Below are 20,527 nucleotides of genomic sequence, written 5' to 3' on the forward strand. Positions count from 1 at the left end.
ATGTGGACAGTGTCGTCTTAAAAGGTCGTAACGATGGTCTGGCGCTGCAGCTTCAAGATACAGCAGATTTTGAGCAGATCATGCGCACACTGAAAACATTACTAGGCAAACTTTACGAAGAAACGCCAACTGGTGATGTCAGTTACCGACTTGAAACCGGAAACCGTTTGCTGACCGAGGAGCAATTAGCCGATATTCAAAAGATTTTTGCTGATTTTCCGCGTTTTTCAATTAATGGGGTTGTCAGTGCGGTGATCGACAAAACGGTTGTTAACGAAATGATTGCAGCCAAAACAACCCATCGCATCGGTGGCGTTATTCGTTCTGGTCAAACCATCGATTTGATGGGCGACGTGCTTTTTCTCGGCGACCTTCATTCTGGTGCTACCTTGTCTGCTTCTGGTAATATCTTTGTGATGGGTCAGGTTGGCGGCGTGGTTCAAGCCGGCAGTCAAGGAGATGCTCGTGCCGTTGTTGTCGGTGATTTGAAAGGTGCGGGGCAGATTCGAATTGCTGATGTCGTGGAGATTGTGGCAGATCATTACGATCCTGACCGACCAGTGGCTTATCTGAATGAGTTACATACGATGACACATGCGGGATTAGCGGATCTGGCCAGCATTCGACCGCGATTATTCAAGCAAATGGAGGCAATGTAGATGGGTACTGCGTTAGTTGTCACATCAGGAAAAGGCGGCGTCGGCAAAACGACATCGTCTGCTAATATCGGGACAGCTTTGGCTCTGCAAGGGAAAAGGGTCGTTTTGTTGGACCTTGATATTGGTTTGCGAAATCTGGACGTCGTGATGGGTTTGTCAAACCGAATCATCTATGACATTGTCGATGTGGCAACCGGTCGCGCTAAACTACATCAGGCTTTGATCAAGGACAAACGGTTTGATGACTTGTTGTACTTACTGCCGGCTGCGCAAAACGCGGAAAAAGATGCTTTGGAGCCAGAACAGGTTGTTGAAATTGTTGAGCAATTACGGCCTGATTTTGACTTTATCATTCTTGATTCACCAGCCGGTATTGAACAAGGGTTTAGAAATGCAACTGGAGCTGCTGATGGTGCGATTGTGGTGACGACACCAGAAATTTCTGCCGTCAGTGATGCAGATCGTGTTGTTGGTTTGCTTGAACAACGTGAAATGCCAATAAAACCGCGTTTGGTCATTAATCGCATTCGCCAAAATATGTTAGCCGATGGGCGCTCCATGGATATTGATGAAATTACGAGTCATCTGGGACTCGATTTGCTCGGGATTATCGTGGACGATGATGGTGTGATCGCAAGCTCGAATAAGGGTGAGGCGATTGTGATGAATCCAGACGATCTTGCCAGCAAGGGTTATCGTAACATTGCTCGCCGGCTGTTAGGCGACAGCGTTCCATTGATGGATATTCGGATAAAAAAGCAGGGCTTTTGGTCAAAACTGTTCCATCGTCACGACTGAAATACGTGCTGGCGTGACAGCAAATCGGTGAAACTTTTCAGAAACTAGTTGACATTGATTAAGATTCGGTGTAATTTAGTGACAATTCATTAAAGCGTTGAGTGGAATCGATGAATGGTCGTGTCTTGAAGCGAGTCCGGGATGATGGGAACCGGATAGACATCCATTGATCACACATCCACGAGTGGACGATTGAACGAAGTAGGTCGTCTCGGTTGGGCTCGTTATCGCCGTGGTTGAGATAACTACATGAGGTTAGCTGTGTGAGCAGTTAACAAATCTGAGGTGGAACCGCGGTAAAAGCCGTCCTCTTACAGCAATTTGCTGTAGGAGGACGGCTTTTTGTTTACCGGACATCTTTCTTGGACATGATTTTTCAACCACGTGAGGCTGATTGTGTGAACAATCAGCAAACTGAGGTGGTACCACGCAAAAGCGTCCTCTTGCAGCAGCATGCAAGGGGGCGCTTTTTTGACGAGTTGGCGCGAACAGTCCCAGCTATGCGAACGCCATCAGTCACACTGACACAGCGCTGAAACGAATATTATTAGGCTTGAATACGAAAAGGGCGTGAACTGTTGCGATTAGAAACCGGAGCGTAAGCGACCAAGGTCCTTATCAGCAGGGGTTTTGCACCAGTGAACGCATTTAGAGGAGGAAACACCATGAGCTATATTTTTCAGATTTTACCGGCATTATTATCTGGTGTGAAAATGACGTTGGGTATTTTTGCTATCACACTGATTGGGTCCATTCCGTTAGGCTTGATTCTATCGGTTGGGTTGATTCCAAAGCCAAAATCGATACTGGGTAAAGCAGGGAAAGGGCTGCTTGAAGGTTATGTGTGGGTTTTCCGCGGCACGCCATTACTGCTGCAGTTAATGTTTATCTTTTACGGACTCCCGATTATTGGATTGGTATTTGATCGATTCTCCGCCGCACTGGTCGCCTTCATTTTAAATTATGCCGCCTATTTTGCCGAAATTTTCCGTGGCGGCTTCGGGGCAATTGATGAAGGCCAATTCGAAGCCAGCACCGTCTTGAACATGACGCGTTGGCAGGCGCTGCGGTACGTTGTGATTCCTCAAGTGGTCAAAATTGTTTTACCGTCAATTGGTAATGAAGTCATCAACTTGGTGAAGGATTCCAGCCTAGTGTACGTCATTGGCTTGGGCGACTTGCTGCGAGCAGGTAATATCGCCAGTGCTCGTGATGTTACCTTGGTGCCACTGGTACTTGTGGGGATCATTTATCTGTTGTTGACACTGATCCTGACATTTTTACAAAAACGGATCGAAAGTGCATTTTCATATTATCGCTAGGAGGGGCAACCTATGTTAGAACTCAAACAAATTAATAAATCATTTAATGGCCAGCCAGTCCTGGTGGATATCAATGTGACGATTGAAGATGGCAAAACGTTAGCCATTGTTGGACCAAGCGGTGCTGGGAAGACAACATTGTTGCGAATCATTAGTGGACTAGAAACTGCAGATTCCGGGACGATGATCTGGAACGGTCAGCCAACGACAGCGCAAGCATTACGCAAAGAAGGCGTCATTGGCGTTGTATTCCAAAATTTCGAACTTTTTCCGAACTTATCCGTTATGCGCAACATCACGCTTGCACCAACCTTGCAAGGCGTTGATCAGAAGAAAGCTGATGAAACGGCCAAGAAGTTGCTAGATCGGCTTGAATTAGTCGCTCAGGAAAATGCCTATCCGTATTCATTGTCAGGCGGTCAAAAGCAGCGGGTAGCTATTGCTCGGGCGTTGGCACTGAATCCGCAGATCTTGCTTTACGATGAACCCACCAGTGCGCTTGATCCACTTTTGCGGGAAAATGTGGCTGCCTTGGTTAACCAATTCAAAGCTTCTGGCATGACGCAGGTTGTCGTCACGCATGACATGGACTTTGCCGAAAGCGTGGCTGACACGACTTATCACGTTGGCAAAGGCGGTGACGGTCAATGAAACGCCGAATCGTACTGGCACTCATGTTACTCGTCACATTGCTAGGCACCGTCATTAGCGGATGTGCGCGCGAAACCGTCGGCAATTCCTGGCCACGGATCGAACGAACCAAAAAAGTCGTCATCGGTTTGGATGACACCTTTGTTCCAATGGGATTCCGTCAAAAGAACGGTCAACTGGCTGGCTATGACATTGATCTGGCAAAAGCGGTATTCAAACGCTATGGGATTAATGTCGATTTTCAAACGATTGATTGGTCAATGAAGGAAACTGAACTGAAAAATCAAACAATTGATTTGATCTGGAATGGTTATTCGGTGACACCGGAACGAAAAGAGAAGGTGGCTTTCTCTGATAATTATTTGATTAATCACCAAATTTTAGTCACCAAGACCAAAAGTAATATCAAAACGATCAAAGATATGGCTGGGAAAACCTTGGGTGTCCAAACTGGGTCAAGTGGCGCCTTTGATCTCGATGCCCAGCCAAAATTGCTGAAGAATTTCATTGCAAACAAAACACCAATTCTGTATGACACCTTTAACGATGCTTTCATTGATCTCGATGCAGGACGCATTCAAGGAATTTTAATGGATGAAGTCTACGCTCGCTATTACATTGCCCACAAACCGGACCCGTCCAGCTATCGCATTGCCAGCGACGACTTTCCACCTGAAAACTTTGCGGTTGGCATGCGCAAGTCAGACAATGTCTTACGCAGCAAGATTAATGCCGGTTTGAAAGCACTTAAAGCTGACGGCACCGTAGCAAAGTTGCAGAAAAAATGGTTTGGCAAAGTCGAGGAGTAATCAGCGTATTTGCGAAAAAAATGAGGTTGTGCCGCTGGCAATTGTCAGGGCATGACCTTTTTTCGTCAAGAGGCACCTAAAAAGGGAACTTCGGGACCACTTGGGTGAGTACGGAAATGTATTTTTTACAGGCATAGCTGGGCTAATTAGGTTATGATACTTAAGTAACCTTCGCCAATGAAACCACTTGTAGACTCAAAATTTGCTGGCAGTTACGGGGAGGAAATGTTATGTGGATCTGGTTGGTCCTTGGGTTTCTTTACATCATCAACGCACTGACAGCGATCATCACGGTCTTTCGTTCGCATCGTGATATTTCTGCAGTTTGGGCATGGCTATTGGTGCTTTTACTGTTGCCGGTGGTCGGCTTCTTGATCTATTTTGTTTTTGGCCGCAAGTTACGGGCTAATCGCATGCAGGATCTGATGACGCAGCGTTTGCTGGGCATCGACGATTTAGTTGATCAGCAGCAGCAAGCCCTGGCAGCTGGCCAACCGTTGATTGGAACGCCTGGCAGTGGCGGTGTTTCCGAACTGGTCCGCACCTTATTGCGTGCTGATGACGCGCTAGTAACCACCCACAATGATGTGCAAGTCTTAGCATTGCGTGAAGCCTTTTTTAAGCAATTGTTCGAAGATATTGCTGTGGCAACGGAACATATTCACATCGAAGCTTATACTATTCGGCCTGATGCAATTGGCCACCAGTTGCGCGATTTGTTAATTGAAAAAGCCTACGCCGGTGTCACCGTACGCGTGCTTTACGATACATTTGGCTCCCACGACCTACCAAACAATTTTTGGAAAAAATTAACGGCAGCTGGCGGTCAGGTTGAGCGGTTTGTCGCTACAAAACTGGGGCGTTGGAATCCGCGAATCAACTTTCGTAATCATCGTAAGCTGATCATTATTGACGGACAGCTTGCCTATCTGGGCGGTTTTAACCTCGGCAAGGAACACCACGGATTGCCAATGTTGCGCGATACTCAGTTACGAATTCAGGGCAAGGCGGTCGCCGTGGCCCAGGCGCGCTTTTTGATGGACTGGAACGGAACGAGCAAGCAACAAAAAGTAAAAAATGTTGATGTCCTGTTTAGAGAACCGGTTGTCACTGGGAACACGACGATGCAAATTGTCTCTGGCGGACCAGAGCAGCAGGTTGAAGCAATCAAACTAGGCTATCTTGGCCTCATTAATCAGGCAAAAAGAAGTATTTGGATCGAATCGCCATATTTCGTCCCAGATGACAGTTTGCTGGATGCGCTAACCATTGCGGCGAATGCCGGCGTGGATGTTCGAGTGATGATTCCCAAAAAAGCCAATCAGATCTTGATGGCCAAGGCTTCGCTATTTTATCTTAATCAGGTTGTGGCAAATGGTGGACAGGCATTTTTATATGAAGAAGGTTTTTTACATGCTAAAACGATTGTGGTTGACGGCAAATACGTTTCAACTGGCACTGCCAACTTCGATATCCGTTCGTTTAAACTGAACTTTGAAATTGCGGCATTTATTTACGACCATCGGATTGGGAAGACTTTCCAAAAGCTGTTCTTAGCGGACATGGAACGGGCAATGCCTTACACGCAAAAAGTGATCAAAGCAAAAACGCGGCCTAAGCAACTCAGTGAAGAACTCTCCCGCTTACTAGCACCAATTCTGTAATCGCCGTGCCATGAAGCTGAGTTGAAAAAGGGCAGATAAAAAGCCGCTGGCACACAGCGGCTTTAAGTATAAGGTGAGATCGGTTTAGATCAATTGTAAACTTGCTAGGGCACCCAGAACAACGCCTAAAACGGTAATGATGATCATGACCCAGGCGCTGATGATGGTCATCTTCTGGAACTTGCTTTTTTTCTTTTTCTGCACCGAAAACACCACCTTTGTTGTTCTGCTGGCTATCATTGTACTGGTTTTTGCCGGTATCGGCAAGATAATCGCTGCTTTTTGTGGTCTTTTCTAGCGACTAGGTCGGCGAGGCAGTATTAGTTGTGGTCAAGTACTGCGGCAATATCGGGGGCTTCATTCTTTAAAAGCCTAATAGACGAGCTAACAGGGTGTTATTCAATTTTTTGTTAAATTTTTTCAAAAAAGCAGGCAACTTTACTACGCAATTATTTTGCAGAGCTTGACGCTCCACGGAGCTTTGGTTAGGGTTAATTGAGAGATGTATCAATACGCGGCACCGAAGACGGTTGCTGCTTTTGGAGGGAATCATCATGGTGTTGCTTGCGATGGGTTTGCCCATTCTGGTATGGCTGGTCGTCGTTGCGGCTGTCGTTCAATTCGATTTTCATGGCGGTTCGTGGTTTTGTTTACTCGCAATCGTTAATTTTTGGGCTATTTTTAAACTAACCTTTACCAAGACACCAAATTTTATTTGGGTCATTTTGTTTACCACGATGGTGATTGCCTTGATTTTGGTCATTTGGCAGGTGGTACGTGAATATGACCTAATCGTTCGTCGATATTGGCGCATGTTGACCCGTGTTTTAGCCTTAGCCACCACATGTTGGTGGATGGCGGGTGTTTTAATCTTTTTTCTGGGTTAATTCCCCACTTTTCTCCCACAACTCATTATCGCCCGTGATCCTTGTGATCACGGGCTTTTTTGTGCTCTTCAAAATGATTAGCTTATTAAATAACCCAATTTTCATTCATAAGTGGTTACATGTGGAGAAGAGTGGGTCATTGTGGTAGACTGAAAAAAGTAGGGAGGTGTCAACCATGCTCATGGGTGAATTTGAACGCAGTATTGATGCAAAAGGGCGTTTAATTATTCCAGCTAAGTTTCGCGATCAGCTGGGCGCCTCTTTTGTGCTCACCCGTGGTATGGATGGCTGCCTTTTCGGTTATCCGATTGCTGAATGGGACAAACTCCAGACCAAACTTGCAACTTTACCATTGGCAAAAAAAGATGCTCGAACCTTTACCCGATTTCTTTTTTCTGCCGCAACGGAATGTGATATCGACAAACAGGGACGAATTAACATTCCAAAACCGTTGTTCAAACATGCTGGTTTGCAAAAAGATTGCGTACTAGTCGGCGTGAACACGCGTATCGAAGTTTGGGATGCCGAACGGTGGGAACAGTTTGCTGAAACCGCTGAAGAAAACTTTGATGATATTTCTGAAAATCTAACGGACTTTGGGTTATAGCGATGACAGAATTTAAACATGAAACAGTTCTATTAAAAGAAGCGACGGCGGCATTGGCGGTTAAACCTGCTGGTATTTACGTTGATGCAACGTTAGGCCGCGGCGGCCATACTCGACAGATTCTCAATCAGCTGACAACTGGGCGATTAATTGCTTTTGATCAAGATGAGGCGGCGATTGCAACGGTCACAGCCGATTTTGGAACATTGCCAAAACAACTCACTTTGGTACATAGAAATTTTCGAGATTTGACCGATGCATTAACGACGCTGGGAATAACTGAAGTTGATGGCATTTTATACGATCTCGGCGTTTCGTCACCACAATTTGATGATTCAAAGCGCGGCTTTTCCTATCGCTTTGACGCGCCACTCGATATGCGCATGGACCAGCGTCAAACGCTCGATGCAAAAACAATTGTCAATGAATGGCCTTATGCCGATTTGGTTCGCATCTTTTCCCGATATGGCGAGGAACATTTTTCTAAACAAATCGCTCGGCGCATTGAGCAAGCACGAACAGTCCAGCCGATTACAACGACCTTCCAATTGGTTGAGTTGATTAAAGCAGGCATTCCAGCAAAGGCTCGGCGAACAGGCGGTCATCCAGCTAAAAAAGTTTTTCAGGCAATTCGGATCGCGGTTAATGATGAGCTATCAGCGCTTGAGTCGTCCTTAGAACAAGCGTTGAAGTTGATCAACGTCGGGGGACGCATCAGCGTTATCACGTTCCAATCTTTAGAAGATCGACTCGTCAAAACGATGTTTAAAGAAGTTTCTTCGGTTCAGGATGTGCCGCGTGGCTTGCCGGTCATTCCGGCCTCTGCACAACCGAATTATCGCCTAGTAAATCGAAAACCGATTTTACCAAGTGAAGAGGAGCTTGCGGTGAATCACCGCGCTCATAGTGCCAAATTGAGAGTCATTGAAAAAATTCACGATTAGGGGGTACAATCTATGCTTGAGAGTACAGCAAGACCATTAGTGCAGCAGCCGGAAACACCGCCAATACATAAACCTGTCACCACACCTGCGCCCAACACACATATTGCATTTAGCGGGTTTGAAAGGACATTGATGTTTGCATGTGGTGTTTTAGCGACCGTGGTTTGTGTAGTCTGTTTGTTTATGCAAAATCGGTTGAGCAATACACAGCGTCAGTATGAAGATTTGCAGACGCAGATCGCCAAACAGTCCCAGACGACTGCGAATCTCAAGCAGGAGATTGGTGAACTTTCAAATTCAGAACGCCTTGATGCCTTTGCCAAAGCACACGGTTTTAAGGTTATCAACGGCAACATAAAGCGTGTTGATAATAAATGAAAATTTTCAAATCAAAACGATCAACGAATGCACATCCTGCCCGAAACCGTAAAATTTTCGGCATCTGGATGATCGGGGTCACACTCCTGATCCTTGGTGGGTTCGTTCTTCGTTTTTCTTTTGTGGCGACTGTTGGCGAGGTTGATTCTAACAATCTGGCGAAGCAGCGACAAAAACAATATCAAACTGATACTGTCTTGCAGGCTAAGCGCGGCGCCATTCTCGATAAAACTGGCAATGTGATCGCAGAAGATTCCAATACTTATACCATTTTTGCGATTTTGGACAAGCAAAGCAAAGACAGCAACAATAAACCTGATTATGTGGTTGATAAAGCAAAAACGGCGAAGATTCTGAGCCGTTATTTGGCGATGTCAGAAGCAAAAATTTTGGCGCGACTAACGCCAGGTAAAAATATGTATCAGGTTGAATTTGGCACACCTGGCACCAAATTGAGTTTGGCGATCAAGAAACAAATTGATGCTGAAAAACTGCCGGGCATCCATTTTCGTGAAACACCGTCGCGACTGTATCCAAATGGCGTCTTTGCGAGTCACGTGATTGGTCTGGCTCAGGCACAAGGCAAAAGTACCAGCTTGACAGGCGTCATGGGGCTTGAAAAGCAATTCAATACGGTTTTAGCCGGTACGAATGGTTATCGTCGCAGCCAGACTGATGCATATGGCTATAAGCTGCCTAACGCAAAGACGAATCTGAAAACGCCTGTTAATGGCGGTACCGTCTATACAACGCTCGATAGTGGTTTGCAGGCCTATTTAGAGACGCTGATGACCGACGTGCAAAATAAATACGAACCAAAAGGCATGACGGCAGTGTTGATGAGTGCTAAAACTGGACAGATTTTGGCAGCGACTCAACGACCAACGTTTGATGCCTCAACGGGTGAAGGCTTAGGCGACATGTGGCGTGACTCGCTTGTTGAAGATAATTATGAACCAGGCTCGGTCATGAAAATTGTGACGCTGGCGGCTGCGATTCAAAGTGGCAAGTATCACCCAAATGATTATTATCAATCCGGATCTATCAAATTGGATGGTGGTACTGTTAATGACTGGCGAACCGGCGGCTGGGGATCCATTCCTTTAAGCAAAGCCTTCCCTCTGTCGAGTAACGTGGGGATGGTTAAGATTGAACAGGCAATGGGGGCTGGCATCTGGAAGCAGTATTTGGATAAATTCCGTTTCGGCCAGAAAACTGGCATCACCTTGCCGGGTGAAACTAGCGGGCACATTAGTTTTGAACGGCCCCTCGACCAAGCAATCACCTCATTTGGTCAAGGCATTGAGGTCAATGTGATGCAGATGCTGCAGGCGATCAGTGCCGTTTCCAATGGCGGCAAAATGTTGAAACCGCAGATCGTTTCTAAAGTCATCTCTCAGAACGGCAAAACCAAAGTTTATAAACCGGAAGTCGTTGGGCAACCCATTTCAAAGGAAACTGCGGCCCAAGTCATTGATGCAATGCGGCATGTTGTTAACGATGAAGACGGCACCGGTGTCGCATACAAGATGCCCGGTGTTGATTTGGCTGTGAAAACCGGGACGGGGCAAATTGCCAGTCCACAAGGTGGCTATCTGACAGGTGATTCAAACTATACCTTCAGTGTTGCCGGGGTTGCGCCGGCTTCTGATCCACAGTACGTCCTTTATCTGGCCATGAAACAACCGCAAAAAATGACGGAACCGGCCGAATCCATTTTGGCTAGCATTTTTAAACCGATGATGCAGCGGGCACTGGATACAACTGCTAATGGTGCGGTTACTGATGATACCAATACGGCCACCATTCCAGCGGTCACTAACGCGGCATTGACAACGGCGCAAGATAGCTTGAAGCAAGCCAATTTCGACGTGGCAACGGTGGGTACAGGTAATAAAGTTGTGCAACAATTACCAACAAGCGGTACCAAGGCACTGCACGGTTCCCGAGTTTTGCTTTTGACGAACGGGGCCATGACCATGCCTGACTTAACTGGTTGGTCAAAATCTGATGTGTTAAAATTTGTACAACTGACCGGTAAGAAATTCAAACTTGTCGGTGATGGTTTTGTAACCCAGCAAAGTATCGCTGCAGGCACATTGTTAGGCGATACTAGCGGGACCATTAAATTTAAACAACAATAGAATTGGGGATAGTCATGCAACTTGCTCAGATGCTCATCCCGATGGTTTCGGCATTTGCAATTACCATTATGTTCATGCCATTGTTCATCGGCTACATGCGTTACAAAAAAGAAGGTCAGGTGATTCGCGAAGAGGGTCCAAGCTGGCACGAGAAGAAATCAGGAACACCGACTATGGGTGGTTTGATTTTTATTGCTGCTATCATTGTGTCGGCCATTTGGGTCGGTATTTGGCAGCATCAACTGACGCTCAGTGTCTGGGTCTCCTTGTTTATTTTGGTGCTCTATGGACTGCTTGGCTTCTATGACGATTTTGAGAAACTGGTTCATCATCGCAATGAAGGGCTTAAGGCATGGCAAAAGCTAGCCGGTCAGATTCTGGGTGCGATTATTTTCCTAATCGCTTATTTCCATGAAGGCTTTGATCACACGCTATGGGTGCCAATTATCGGCAATGTCAGTGCCACTTGGTTCTACGTTCTTTTTGTCATTGTTTGGTTGGTAGGCTTCAGTAATGCTGTTAATTTGACGGACGGCTTGGATGGCTTGGTTGCCGGTCAAACAACAATTTCATTTGGCACTTACGCGATTATCGCGGCACATGACGGTCGGACTGATGTTTTGATCGTTTGTTTGGTGACGATCGGTGCCATGCTTGGTTTCTTGATGTTCAATCACAAACCTGCTCAGATTTTTATGGGTGATCTTGGATCATTAGCGCTGGGTGGCATGTTGGCAGTGGTTGCTATCTTGCTGCATCGCGAATGGTCATTGTTGTTGATTGGGATTATTTATGTCACCGAAACAGCCAGCGTGATTTTGCAGGTGGGTTCTTTTAAGTTAACCGGCAAAAGAATCTTTCTCATGTCACCTATTCATCATCATTTTGAAATGAAGGGCTGGTCTGAGTGGCAAATTGATCTGACGTTCTGGTTGGTCGGGCTAATTGGCAGTGGCATCTATTTAGCATTTTTTCTTTAAAATTAAGGCATAAGCAAAGAAGGATAAATCGTGAAGAATATTTCGGATTATCGCAATAAAAAAGTGCTTGTTTTGGGATTAGCGAAAAGTGGCGTGAATGCGGCACGCCTATTACATAAGTTGGGCGCTTTAGTGACAGTCAATGACAAACAACAATTTGACGACAACAAAGACGCTCAGGAACTGCTTGCAGACGGTATGCGGGTCATTACCGGCAGGCATCCGGTTGAGCTCTTAGACGAGCATTTCGAGTTGATGGTCAAAAATCCTGGCATTCCTTACAGTAATCCGATGGTTAAGCGGGCTGAGGCGTTACATATGCCAATTATCACTGAACCCGAGTTGGCTTATCAGGTTTCGGAAGCTCAATGGATCGGGATTACTGGGACAAACGGTAAAACGACCACAACCACGCTGATTGGCTTGATGTTGAATCAGCAGCGGCCACATCATGCATTTGATGCGGGCAATATTGGCATTCCCGTTAGTCAAGTCGCTCAAAAAGTCGGCAAAGACGATACGATTGTGGCTGAGTTGTCGAGTTTTCAACTGTGCGGCATCAAAACGTTGCATCCACATATTGCCGTTCTAACGAATATTTATGAAGCTCATCTGGATTGGCATGGCAACCGGGCAAATTATGTTGCGGCCAAAATGCGAATTACCATGAATCAAACACCAGACGACTATTTCATCATGAACTGGGATTTGCCAGAAATGCATGAGTTGGCGAAACAGAGCAAGGCACAAATCGTCCCGTTCTCAAGAAAGAACGCGGAAGGCGCTCGAGCTCAGTTAATCGATGGTTGGCTGACGTTTGATGGCGATCGGATTATGAAGGCCAGCGAGATGCAGATCCCCGGCTTACATAATATCGAAAATGCGTTAGCTGCCATCGCTGCCGTGAAACTCGAAGGGGTCGGTGACGATGCTATTCGCGAAGTGCTGCGAACATTCTCCGGGGTTAAACATCGGATTCAATATCTAGAAACCATTGATGGCCGCCGGGTCTACAACGATTCAAAAGCGACTAACGTTGAGGCAGCCACCGTTGCCTTGAATGCATTCGACCAACCGATTGTCTGGCTGGCAGGTGGTTTGGATCGCGGATTGCCAATGGATGCACTGACACCACTGGTTAAGAAACACGTTAAGAGCATGGTTGTTTTTGGTCAAACAGCACCCTTGATGGCCAAGATTGCTAAAGATGCCGGGGTACCAGTTCAAACGACTGAGAATGTGATGACTGCGGTGCCACTTGCCTATGAAGTCAGTCGCCCTGGTGATGTCATCTTACTTTCGCCAGCGGCCGCAAGTTGGGACCAATATCCTAATTTTGAAGTTCGCGGCGATGATTTCATTAAAGCTGTCAATCAATTAAAAGCAACAGTCGAAAGTGGGGATAAGTAAATGCGGCTGGTGATCTCTGGAGGCGGCACTGGTGGCCACATTTATCCGGCACTGGCGTTGATTGAAGCCTTAAAAGCGGAAGGAAAACTTGACGATGTGCTTTACGTTGGCACGAAAAGGGGCTTGGAAAGTCGGATTGTACCAGCGACCGGACTTAAGTTTGCGACGCTCGATTTGCAAGGCTTCAAGCGAAGTCTATCGTTAAGTAATTTCACAACAGTCCGGAAATTTCTTGGTAGCTTGGGTGAAGCGAAAAAATTGCTACAGGATTTTCAACCTGATATTGTGGTTGGTACCGGTGGCTATGTTTCCGGTGCCATCTTATTTGCCGCGACACGATTGCATATTCCAACCGTGATTCATGAATCCAATTCGGTGGCTGGGGTGACGAACAAGTTTCTGAGTCATTTCGTTGATCGCGTGGCCATCGTTTTTCCTGAAGTTGCTAAGGCTTTTCCAGCCGATAAAGTGGTGGTGACAGGGAATCCGCGGGCCCAACAAGTTGCTGGTTTGAAGCCGAACGATCGGCTCCGTGATTTCGGCCTTGATCCGCATATTCGTACTTTGTTAGCCTTTGGTGGTTCTCGTGGGGCGCCACGGATTAATGATGCGGTTGTGGCGGCCTTGCCGATTTGGGCGAAAGCAGATTTTCAAGTGCTGTTTGCCACTGGCCGGACGCATTACGATCAAATTAAGGCTAAATTGCCTGATTTACCAGCGACAATCAAAGTGGTCCCGTACATTGATGATATGCCATCCATTTTACCGGATATCGGGTTATTGATCAGTCGGGCAGGGGCGACGACTTTGGCAGAAATCACGGCGCTTGGGATTCCGGCAGTTCTGATTCCCAGTCCCAATGTGACTCATCATCATCAATTTTTAAATGCCCAAAGTCTAACGAAACAAGGGGCAGCGATCACAATTACAGAAGATGAATTAGACAATCATTTTCCACGTCGGGTTGTGACCTTGATGGAAGATGACGAAAAACGTGCCGCAATGGCTAAGGCATCAAAAAAATTAGGTGTCCCAGATGCAAGTGATCAATTGATCGCAGTGATGACGACGCTACTTTCGAAACGTAGGTGATAACTTTGGCTTGGCCCCGAAAAAAGAAACCGCAACCTGACCCGCTGACACCGTGGCAGCAATACCAGGCGCGCCAGCAGCAGACGCCGCGACATGATCGGCGCCAGAAGCCAAAATTGAATGTCGATCTGCCGAAAGTACAGAACTTACGGCGGCGTAAGCTGGTTAGAAACCTCACGTTGATTTTGCTCCCCCTGCTGATATTGCTGGGGGTTTTTGGCTATTTTGCTAGTCCGCTATCCAAGGTTGGGCTTGTGAGTGTGCAGGGTGTGCGGACCGTGCCTGATCAGCAGGTGATTAATGCCACAAAATTGTCGGATGATGATTTGATGTTAAGCGTTATATTGCATAAAAAAGCGATCGCTCAACGTGTTCAAGATTCTTTACCAGAAATTAAACAAGCGAGTCTGACGTTTACCGGCTTGAATCATATTGTTATCAAAACCAGCGAGTATGAGACGATCGGTTACGTCTATCAGAAGCATACTTATCACAAGATTTTGATAACCGGTAAAGTGCTGAAGAACGGGACGCAGACGCCAGTTGACACTTACCCTGTTTTTTCCGGCTTTACAGCGAAGGAATTGCCGCAGATGATTTCCTTGCTGCAGCAGTTTCCGAAGGCCATTCAGCGAGACATTTCCGAAATTGATGCTAGCCGTGGTGACGCAAATCCTTACCAGATCTCGATGAACATGAACGACGGTTATCGCGTGATTGCCGATTCGCGAACAATTGCTAACAAAATCAAGTATTATCCGGCAATTGTTTCACAGGTTAAGAAAAAAGGTGTTATCGATTTAGAAGTTGGGGCATTTTGGCGGGCATACTCAAGTGCGGAAAAGTCGTCAAACGACTGATTTTGTAAGGTTTGTTTTCTCAAGGCAAATCGAGTGTGTTACACTGATAATGGCACCATTCAATTATGAAATTAACCTATTAAACGTTACACAAGGAGGTTCCCGATACATGGATAATCAAGGTATTTACGTTGGACTTGATATCGGAACCACCTCAATAAAAGTCATTGTTGCCGAAACAGTAAAGGGACAAATGAATGTTATTGGTGTGGGAAGTCAGCGATCGGAAGGCGTGAGCCGCGGGGTGATCGTTGATATCGATAAGGCAGTTGCCGTCATTCGTGCGGCCGTTGCCCAAGCTGAAGACAAGGCAAATATCAAGATCGATCGGGTCGTTGCTGGCATTCCCGCCAACATGCTGCAGATTGAACAAGTTTCCGGGATGATCGCGGTCGGTGAAGAGAATAAAGAAATTTCCGACAACGATGTTCGCAGCGTGGCAGCGGCAGCATTGGTCCGCAACTTACCACCAGAGCGTGAAACATTATCATTAGTCCCGACCGAGTTTATCGTAGATGGTTTTGATGATATTAAAGATCCGCGTGGTATGTTGGGCGTTCGGCTTGAGATGCGTGGCATCATGTTAACTGTTCCTAAGACCGTGATTCATAACACGAAGAAAGCCATTGAAAAGGCGGGTCTTCGAGTTGGCGGTTTGGTGATTTCGCCTTTGGCCATTGGTCGTTTGGCCTTAACCGATGGTGAACAAGATTTTGGCACCGTTTTGATTGACATGGGTGGTGGTCAAAGCACCGCTGCCGTGATCCATGACCGTAAGCTTAAGTTTACGTCGGTGGATCAAGAAGGCGGCGAGTATATCACTAAGGATATTTCAGTTGTCCTCAACACGAGTTTTACGGACGCTGAGAAACTCAAGCGTGAGTATGGCAATGCTGATTCACTGGCAACGAGTGAGGAAGAGACTTTTCCTGTAACGGTTGTTGGCAAACACGAGCCAGCGATGATCTCTGAAAAATACCTTTCCGAGATTATCGAGGCGCGAGTGGCGCAAATCTTTAAACGTCTGAACAAAGCGTTGGACGCTGTTAATGCGCTTGATTTACCCGGCGGCATTGTGATTACTGGCGGCACTACGGCGTTGCCAGGCGTGACGGAATTGGCTCAGGACATTTTCGGCCGACCGGTCAAACGGTTTATTCCCGATGATATGGGGTTGCGTCACCCATCGTTTACTGAAGGGCTTGCCCTTATCAAATATGCTGCCCAGATGACAGATATTGAAATGCTGGTCTCCAGCGTCTTGCCGACACCATTCATGGTTGATGGCGCCGATGTCCGTCCACAACCACAAAGTAAGCAGCCAGAGCAACCGGCTGCCGCTGTGGACCAAGGCAATCAGCGATTACTTAAGCGCAAGCAGGAAAAACAACCGGATAAACCAAAATCCAAGGAACCTTCAGCATTACGCCGGTTCTTTGGCAATTTCTTTGAATAAATCTCGATCCTAGGAGGAACACGAATGGATTTTCAAATGGACGCACAAAATGAAAAAGGCGCCAACATTAAAGTAATCGGTGTCGGCGGTGCAGGCGGCAATGCGATTAATCGCATGATCGCCGAAGATGTTAAAGGTGTTGAGTTCATTGCGGCGAACACTGATTTGCAGGCTTTGAATGCCAGCAACGCTGAAACCAAGATCCAACTCGGGCCTAAATTGACCCGCGGCCTAGGTGCCGGTTCCAATCCGGAGATCGGGCAAAAGGCTGCTGAAGAAAGCGAAGAAGCCATCGGTGCTGCGCTGCAAGGTGCAGATATGATTTTTGTTACCGCTGGTATGGGCGGTGGTTCTGGCACAGGAGCAGCGCCGATTGTTGCCAAAATTGCCAAAGACCAAGGTGCCTTGACTGTCGGCGTGGTTACCCGTCCCTTTACTTTTGAAGGCCCTAAGCGCGCAAAGAATGCGACAGAGGGCATTGCACAACTGAAAGAGCATGTGGATACCTTGGTGATTATTGCCAACAACCGTCTACTTGAGATTGTCGACAAGAAGACGCCGATGCTTGAAGCGTTCCATGCTGCTGATAATGTGTTACGCCAAGGTGTTCAAGGTATTTCCGATCTAATCACCAGCCCTGGTTACGTTAACTTGGACTTTGCCGACGTGAAAACAGTCATGGCTAACCAAGGATCTGCTTTGATGGGGATTGGGAGTGCTACGGGTGAAAACCGTACCGTTGAAGCGACTAAGAAAGCCATCTCAAGTCCACTGCTTGAAGTAAATATTAGCGGTGCCAAGCAGGTACTGTTAAACATCACTGGCGGCCCAGATTTGAGCTTGTTCGAAGCTCAAGATGCTTCCCAGATTGTTGCCGACTCGGCTAAAGATGATGTTAATATCATCTTCGGGACATCCATCAACGAGGAACTTGGCGATGAAGTCGTCGTGACGGTCATTGCGACAGGGATCGAAGAAGATCCCCGTCAGGAACCTTCACATCGCAACGTTGCTAAGAACCGTACAACGGATCAAGATAATCAAGGCGGCGGTTATCGCCCAGCCTATGCTGATAGTGACGCCAGCGAGAATCGGCAGGCAAAAAGCGATGATCCGTTTGGCAACTGGGACTTGCGGCGTGAACCAAGCAAGCGTCAGGCACCAAGCGGCGATGATATGAGCAACGCTAAGAAAAAAGATTTCGACATTTTTGAAAATCAAACTAACGCAGACGATGCTGGCGGCGATGATCAGCCACCATTCTTCAAGCGTCGGCGTCAATAGTCAGGAGGTCATGATACATGGCGTTTGAAAAGTTAGGCGAAAAATTTAGCAACTTCTTTGCCATGGACAATGAAGATGATTATCAAGACCAAGAAGACGAACAGGCGCAACAACCCGCACCAGAACAACCGGTGGACAATCATTATCGCAGCAACAAGGTGGTTTCAATGGCAACGCCCGCTGGTAAGACAGCGAAGATCGTGGTTTATGAACCGCGAGTGTACTCTGATGCCAAAGAAATCGGGTCGCATTTATTGAACAATCGGGCGGTTGTCATTAACTTTGATCGCATCGGCTCCGATGATGCGACGCGCATTGTCGATTTTTTGACAGGCACTGTGTTCGCCATTAATGGTGAGATTAAACGGGTGGGCGAGTCGATTTTCCTCGTGACCCCTGCTAACTTTGAAATTGATGGGTCACTCGCCAGCACCATTGACTCTGACGGTTTGAACCTTTCTTCGCAACATTAACGAGGTGTCAAGTGTTCAATTTACTCAATGCAATCTATCAGGTGGGCAGTTGGGCAATTTACCTTTATATCATCATGGTCTTCATTTACATTTTGATATCTTGGTTTCCCAATGCTCAAGGCTCAGCACTGGATCGCTTTTTAAGCAGATTTGTTGATCCGTTTCTGAGCATCTTTCAGCGATTCATCCCACCATTGGCTGGGATTGATTTTTCACCAATCCTAGCATTCTTTGTACTTTCACTTATTAAAATGGCTTGGACGAAATTATTTATCATGTTAGTCCAGAAGCTTGTAATCGGGTGACAACTTATGGATGCCATCTATCAGCATTTTCGAAAAGATGAAGCGGCACTGATCGACCATTTTGCGGAACTAATTGAAACCGCACGAACGGAGTACCGGCCAGTGCTGACAGACTTTACAGATCCACGTCAACGGTTGATTGCGACCAGTTTAGTAAGCGCCGATGACGATATTAAGCTCGTACATTTTGGCGGGTATCCCCGCGCTGAGCGGCAACGAATCATTTTTGCACCGAGCTATTTCTCAGCAACGGCGGTTGATTTTGATATTCGGTTGTTACAGATCATTTATCCGGAGAAATTCGCCGAACTGCACCATAGTACAGTGCAAGGCACCCTATTGAACGCAGGCCTTGATCGTGATGTTTTCGGTGACATTATCACGGATGGTGACATTTGGCAGTTCTTTGTGGCCGCACACATGCAGGATTGGGTCACAAGCAATGTTGATAAAATCGGGCGCGTGGGTGTTCATTTCACTGAACATCCGCTGGCGGATTATGTGACACCGGAAAATGACTGGGAGCCGCTCAATTTTTCAGTCAGTGCTTTACGCTTGGATACAGTTGTGGCCCACGGCTTTAACATCTCGCGTCAACGTGCCAAAACCTTAATTCAAGGCGGTAAGGTGCGTCTTAACTTTGGTGAATCGGATGCACCGGATGCTGAAATTGCAACATCAGATATTATCTCTGTTCGAGGGTTTGGCCGCTTGCGGCTTGATGAGATTCTTGGAGAGAGTAAAAAAGGTAAACTAAGGGTCTCAGCGGCTGTGATTCATAAGTAGTCACACCGCCGAGTTCAACAATGTCCCAGAAAACGAATTGATGAGGAGGACTATCAATGGCTTTGAGTCCACTAGACATTCACAATAAAGAATTTAGCAGCAAAATGCGCGGCTATGATAAGGACGAGGTCAATGACTTCCTTGCCCAGATCGTTAAAGATTATAGTGGCTTGATCAAGGACAACGAGGGCCTGAAAAAAGAATTGGCAGATGCCAAGGAAAAGGTTCAGTACTTCACGGATATGAAGGAAGCCTTGAATCAATCGATTATTGTCGCTCAGGAAAGTGCTGAAAAGGTTAAAAATAGCGCGCATCAGGAAGCTGATTTGATTAAACAGCAGGCGCAGCAGGATGGTCAGGCTATTTTGAGCAAGGCCAAAGCAGATGCTGACCAGAAGTTGCATCAAGCTCAAGCTCAAACGGAACAAACCTTGCACGATGCCGCATTGAAACGTCAGAATATCTCTGTCCAAACTGAAGACCTCAAGCGACAAAGCCGGGTCTTCCGCCAACGTCTGCAAGTGATGTTGGAGTCACAGCTTGAAGTTGTGAAGAGTCCAGAGTGGAAGGAATTGCTTTCCAGTTCACCTGAAGCTGCCGATACGACCGATCCGAGTCAAGATTCGCTTGACAATGCCCACGAGGGTTTCGTAAACTCAGAGGGAGCAGTTTCCGGCGCTGATGGTACCTATACTGAGATCATTTTCCCAGATGATCAAAGTGGCGCACCAGCCTCGCAAGCAGCAGCAGATACACCGGCTAGTTCGGCGGCGGCTGAGTCAGAATCGACAAATGACAGTACCAATGATTCTGAGTCTGCAACCGATCATGATGCTCAATAACGTATGAACACGCGTCGTTTGGTGGTTCCCTTTGCAGCGAGTCAGGAAGTAGGTGTGAGCCTGACAAGTACCGCTGAACGATATCAGTTCACAGTTGTCCTGCCGAAGTTGGTAAGCGGGACCGGTTGATCACCGTTAGTCAATCACTGAGGGGGACTTGTTCCCTGAAGTTAGGT

At 46.8% G+C, this 20,527-nt stretch carries 22 protein-coding genes; 21 read left to right on the forward strand and 1 reads right to left on the reverse strand.

Annotation, left to right across the window (positions count from 1 at the left end; genetic code table 11):
• Positions 1 to 2: 2 nt before the first annotated feature.
• The 6 genes from AC07KQ_RS06365 (at position 3) to cls (ending at position 5,903) form a co-directional block, all read left to right on the forward strand.
• Entirely contained in the window at positions 3 to 659 is a 657-nt protein-coding gene (locus tag AC07KQ_RS06365; RefSeq protein WP_274990940.1) for a septum site-determining protein MinC, read from the forward strand.
• Positions 660 to 1,457 (forward strand): septum site-determining protein MinD, encoded by a 798-nt coding sequence (minD, locus tag AC07KQ_RS06370; RefSeq protein ID WP_003565134.1) that lies wholly within the window; start codon positions 660 to 662, stop codon positions 1,455 to 1,457.
• A 665-nt stretch (positions 1,458 to 2,122) separates the two neighbouring features.
• Entirely contained in the window at positions 2,123 to 2,779 is a 657-nt protein-coding gene (locus AC07KQ_RS06375; RefSeq protein ID WP_003565136.1) for an amino acid ABC transporter permease, read from the forward strand.
• 12 nt (positions 2,780 to 2,791) lie between these two features.
• A complete protein-coding gene (locus AC07KQ_RS06380) occupies positions 2,792 to 3,430 on the forward strand; it encodes an amino acid ABC transporter ATP-binding protein (RefSeq protein WP_003565139.1) in 639 nt (212 codons plus the stop codon).
• Positions 3,427 to 4,239, forward strand: coding sequence for an amino acid ABC transporter substrate-binding protein (locus tag AC07KQ_RS06385; RefSeq protein ID WP_003565141.1), 813 nt, complete (start codon positions 3,427 to 3,429; stop codon positions 4,237 to 4,239). The genes AC07KQ_RS06380 and AC07KQ_RS06385 overlap by 4 nt, the downstream gene beginning before the upstream one ends.
• 230 nt (positions 4,240 to 4,469) lie before the next feature.
• Positions 4,470 to 5,903 carry a cardiolipin synthase gene (cls, locus tag AC07KQ_RS06390; protein ID WP_013245683.1) on the forward strand — a complete coding sequence of 478 codons (1,434 nt, stop codon included), beginning with the start codon at positions 4,470 to 4,472 and terminating at the stop codon, positions 5,901 to 5,903.
• A gap of 84 nt (positions 5,904 to 5,987) precedes the next feature.
• Here cls and AC07KQ_RS06395 read toward each other — a convergent pair whose 3' ends face one another.
• Entirely contained in the window at positions 5,988 to 6,107 is a 120-nt protein-coding gene (locus AC07KQ_RS06395; RefSeq protein ID WP_003565145.1) for a DUF4044 domain-containing protein, read from the reverse strand.
• Positions 6,108 to 6,457: 350 nt separating this feature from the next.
• Between AC07KQ_RS06395 and AC07KQ_RS06400 the strand changes: the two genes are divergently transcribed.
• The 15 genes from AC07KQ_RS06400 (at position 6,458) to AC07KQ_RS06470 (ending at position 20,351) form a co-directional block, all read left to right on the forward strand.
• Positions 6,458 to 6,790: a hypothetical protein gene (locus AC07KQ_RS06400; RefSeq protein WP_003565147.1), complete on the forward strand. Its 333-nt coding sequence runs from the start codon at positions 6,458 to 6,460 to the stop codon at positions 6,788 to 6,790.
• Positions 6,791 to 6,965: 175 nt separating this feature from the next.
• Positions 6,966 to 7,397 carry a division/cell wall cluster transcriptional repressor MraZ gene (mraZ, locus tag AC07KQ_RS06405; protein ID WP_003565149.1) on the forward strand — a complete coding sequence of 144 codons (432 nt, stop codon included), beginning with the start codon at positions 6,966 to 6,968 and terminating at the stop codon, positions 7,395 to 7,397.
• 2 nt (positions 7,398 to 7,399) lie between these two features.
• Complete coding sequence (gene rsmH, locus AC07KQ_RS06410) at positions 7,400 to 8,341, forward strand: 16S rRNA (cytosine(1402)-N(4))-methyltransferase RsmH (protein ID WP_003565152.1); 942 nt, start codon at positions 7,400 to 7,402, stop codon at positions 8,339 to 8,341.
• Positions 8,342 to 8,353: 12 nt separating this feature from the next.
• Positions 8,354 to 8,719, forward strand: a complete 366-nt coding sequence (gene ftsL, locus AC07KQ_RS06415) for a cell division protein FtsL (protein ID WP_003565154.1) — start codon at positions 8,354 to 8,356, stop codon at positions 8,717 to 8,719.
• Entirely contained in the window at positions 8,716 to 10,863 is a 2,148-nt protein-coding gene (locus AC07KQ_RS06420) for a penicillin-binding transpeptidase domain-containing protein (RefSeq protein WP_003565156.1), read from the forward strand. Before ftsL ends, AC07KQ_RS06420 begins: the two co-directional genes overlap by 4 nt.
• A gap of 14 nt (positions 10,864 to 10,877) precedes the next feature.
• Positions 10,878 to 11,843, forward strand: a complete 966-nt coding sequence (mraY, locus tag AC07KQ_RS06425) for a phospho-N-acetylmuramoyl-pentapeptide-transferase (protein WP_003565157.1) — start codon at positions 10,878 to 10,880, stop codon at positions 11,841 to 11,843.
• A 30-nt stretch (positions 11,844 to 11,873) separates the two neighbouring features.
• Entirely contained in the window at positions 11,874 to 13,253 is a 1,380-nt protein-coding gene (gene murD / locus AC07KQ_RS06430) for a UDP-N-acetylmuramoyl-L-alanine--D-glutamate ligase (protein ID WP_003565159.1), read from the forward strand.
• On the forward strand, positions 13,254 to 14,345 hold the full coding sequence (murG, locus tag AC07KQ_RS06435) for an undecaprenyldiphospho-muramoylpentapeptide beta-N-acetylglucosaminyltransferase (RefSeq protein ID WP_003565161.1): 1,092 nt from the start codon (positions 13,254 to 13,256) through the stop codon (positions 14,343 to 14,345).
• Between the two features lie 5 nt (positions 14,346 to 14,350).
• On the forward strand, positions 14,351 to 15,205 hold the full coding sequence (locus tag AC07KQ_RS06440) for a cell division protein FtsQ/DivIB (RefSeq protein WP_003565163.1): 855 nt from the start codon (positions 14,351 to 14,353) through the stop codon (positions 15,203 to 15,205).
• Positions 15,206 to 15,314: 109 nt separating this feature from the next.
• On the forward strand, positions 15,315 to 16,661 hold the full coding sequence (gene ftsA, locus AC07KQ_RS06445; RefSeq protein WP_003565166.1) for a cell division protein FtsA: 1,347 nt from the start codon (positions 15,315 to 15,317) through the stop codon (positions 16,659 to 16,661).
• Positions 16,662 to 16,685: 24 nt separating this feature from the next.
• Positions 16,686 to 17,945: a cell division protein FtsZ gene (gene ftsZ / locus AC07KQ_RS06450; protein ID WP_480156630.1), complete on the forward strand. Its 1,260-nt coding sequence runs from the start codon at positions 16,686 to 16,688 to the stop codon at positions 17,943 to 17,945.
• Between the two features lie 17 nt (positions 17,946 to 17,962).
• Positions 17,963 to 18,418, forward strand: a complete 456-nt coding sequence (locus tag AC07KQ_RS06455) for a cell division protein SepF (protein ID WP_003565171.1) — start codon at positions 17,963 to 17,965, stop codon at positions 18,416 to 18,418.
• 11 nt (positions 18,419 to 18,429) lie between these two features.
• On the forward strand, positions 18,430 to 18,723 hold the full coding sequence (locus AC07KQ_RS06460; protein WP_003565173.1) for a YggT family protein: 294 nt from the start codon (positions 18,430 to 18,432) through the stop codon (positions 18,721 to 18,723).
• A 6-nt stretch (positions 18,724 to 18,729) separates the two neighbouring features.
• Positions 18,730 to 19,509 (forward strand): YlmH family RNA-binding protein, encoded by a 780-nt coding sequence (locus AC07KQ_RS06465; protein WP_003565175.1) that lies wholly within the window; start codon positions 18,730 to 18,732, stop codon positions 19,507 to 19,509.
• 56 nt (positions 19,510 to 19,565) lie between these two features.
• Positions 19,566 to 20,351, forward strand: coding sequence for a DivIVA domain-containing protein (locus AC07KQ_RS06470; protein WP_003565176.1), 786 nt, complete (start codon positions 19,566 to 19,568; stop codon positions 20,349 to 20,351).
• The last annotated feature ends 176 nt before the right edge of the window (positions 20,352 to 20,527 follow it).

This window comes from Lacticaseibacillus sp. YLM2-1 (genome assembly GCF_056583465.1).